The organism is Cupriavidus sp. 05N39 (assembly GCF_056397325.1).
The window spans coordinates 1-2,194 of sequence record NZ_JBFTNE010000231.1 but is presented as its reverse complement, the minus strand read 5'-3'; the positions used below and the strand labels follow the sequence as shown (position 1 = coordinate 2,194).

Genomic DNA, 2,194 nt, shown 5'->3' with positions numbered 1-2,194 from the left:
CAGGCCCATGTCCAGGCCGCTGGTGGCGTCGAAGCTGACGTTGAGCACGATTTCGTTGTTCTTGACGAACTCGCGCGGCACGCTGGTGTTGGCGTCGACGAAGACGGCGATATACGGCGTGAAGCCGTTGTCCGTGCACCACTCGTAAATGGCACGGATCAGGTAGGGCTTGGTGGAGGTTTCAGGCATTGTGCTTCCAGTGGCGCAGTCCGGTGGCCCGAAGCGGTTGGCTTCGGGCCGGGCCGGTTTAGCGGCGCATCACCTTTTCGGACGGGGTGAGCGCTTCGATGTAGGCCGGGCGGCTGAAAATGCGCTCGGCGTACTTGAGCAGCGGTGCGGCGTTCTTCGACAGTTCGATGCCGTAATGGTCCAGGCGCCACAGCAGCGGAGCGATGGCGACGTCGAGCATCGAGAACTCTTCGCCGAGCATGTACTTGTTCTTGACGAAGATCGGCGCGAGCTGGGTCAGGCGGTCGCGGATGGCGGCCCGGGCGCGCTCGTGGTTCTTCTCGGCGGCCTTGCCCTTTTCGTTTTCGAGCGCGTAGACGTGCGTGAACAGTTCCTTTTCGAAGTTGAACAGGAACAGGCGCGCACGGGCACGCTGCACCGGATCAGCCGGCATCAGCTGCGGGTRCGGGAAACGCTCGTCGATGTACTCGTTGATGATGTTCGATTCGTACAGAATCAGGTCGCGCTCGACCAGGATGGGCACCTGGCCGTAGGGGTTCATCACCGAAATGTCTTCCGGCTTGTTGAACAGGTCGACGTCACGGATCTCGAAATCCATGCCCTTTTCGAACAGGACGAGGCGGCAACGCTGGGAGAACGGGCAGGTGGTGCCCGAATACAACACCATCATGGTTGGATTCCTTTGATGCGGGGTCGATTGACTGGATCGGTATTCTGGCAGAACCGATATGTAGAAAGCAAATTAGAGATGCATGGGGCACATATAAACATGAGCCCGACAGGTTTAAGCGCACTTTGAGGCACATTGCGCCCATCAACCCCGTCTCGGCATCCAAAGCAAAAAGGGCCGGGGCGGTGTTGCTCTTGGCGCAACGTCCGCTCCAGCCCCATTCCCATCGAACCGTCAGGCTTTCCGGGCTTTACCGCGAATTACTTGATGTCCTTCCAGTACGAGGCGTTCAGGCGCCAGGCGAAGACGGTGAACACACCCAGGAACATCAGCACCCAGACGCCCAGGCGCTTGCGCTGGTTCTGGGCCGGCTCGGCCATCCAGTCCAGGAACCCGACCAGGTCGGTCACGGCCTGGTCGTACTCGAGCGTGCTCATCTTGCCCGGCGTGACCTGCTCGAAACCGGCGAATTTGTGGACCTTCTCGCCATGCTCTTCGGCTTCGACGAACTTGGCGGTGCGCTGGCCTTGCAGTTCCCACAGCACGTGCGGCATGCCGACGCTCGGGAACACCAGGTTGTTCCAGCCCGTGGCGCGGTTGTCGTCACGGTAGAAGGTACGCAGGTAGGTGTACAGCCAGTCGTCGCCGCGGGCGCGGGCGATCACCGACAGGTCCGGCGGCTGGGCGCCGAAGAAGGCCTTGGCTTCCTTCGGCTGCATGGCGATGGTCATCATGTCGCCGACCTTGTCGCCAGAGAACAGCAGGTTCTGGCGAATCTGGTCGTCGGTCAGGCCGATGTCCTTGAGGCGGTTGTACCGCATCATCGACGCGCCATGACAGTTCAGGCAGTAGTTGACGAACAGCTTGGCGCCGCGCTGCAGCGAGGAGAGATCGCTGGTCTGCACGGGCGCCGGCTCGAGGGGGTAGCCCCCTTCGCTGGCCATGGCGGGCGCGGCGGCAAAGCAGGCGCCGGCCAGCGCGAGAATCGAAAGCAGCTTTTTCATCTTGTGTCCTTGTGCTCTTGTCGGGTTTCGTCCGGGCTCAGTGCGGGTGGAACGTCACGCGTTCCGGCACTTGCTTGAACTGGCCGACACGGCTCCACAGCGGCATGGTCAGGAAGAAGGCGAAGTACAGCAGGGTACCCAGCTGCGACACCTTTTCACCCACCGGCGACGGGGGCTGTACGCCCAGGTAGCCGAGCACGATGAACACCACCACGAAAACGACGAGGATGCTCTTGTGGAAGGACGGGCGATAGCGGATCGACTTCACCGGCGAGTGGTCGAGCCACGGCAGGAAGAACAGGATCACCACCGAGCCGCCCATCACCAGCAC

3 protein-coding genes and 1 pseudogene are annotated in these 2,194 nt (G+C 61.7%); all 4 read right to left on the bottom strand.

From position 1 onward, the window contains the following. On the bottom strand, nt 1-189 hold a 189-nt coding region (locus AC1DN0_RS40900; RefSeq protein WP_477146599.1), incomplete at its 3' end, for a stringent starvation protein B. A 58-nt stretch (nt 190-247) separates the two neighbouring features. Further along, nucleotides 248-859, bottom strand: a complete 612-nt coding sequence (locus tag AC1DN0_RS40895; RefSeq protein ID WP_477146598.1) for a glutathione S-transferase N-terminal domain-containing protein — start codon at nt 857-859, stop codon at nt 248-250. A 260-nt stretch (nt 860-1,119) separates the two neighbouring features. Further along, entirely contained in the window at nt 1,120-1,863 is a 744-nt protein-coding gene (locus AC1DN0_RS40890; RefSeq protein ID WP_035870644.1) for a cytochrome c1, read from the bottom strand. Nucleotides 1,864-1,900: 37 nt separating this feature from the next. Beyond that, a pseudogene (locus AC1DN0_RS40885) lies at nt 1,901-2,194 on the bottom strand (cytochrome bc complex cytochrome b subunit); the annotation flags it as partial.

Coding starts and splice junctions, on each gene's coding strand:
- AC1DN0_RS40890 (WP_035870644.1), bottom strand. CDS start 1,863: ATGAAAAAGCTGCTTTCGATTCTCGCGCTGGCCGGCGCCTGCTTTGCC.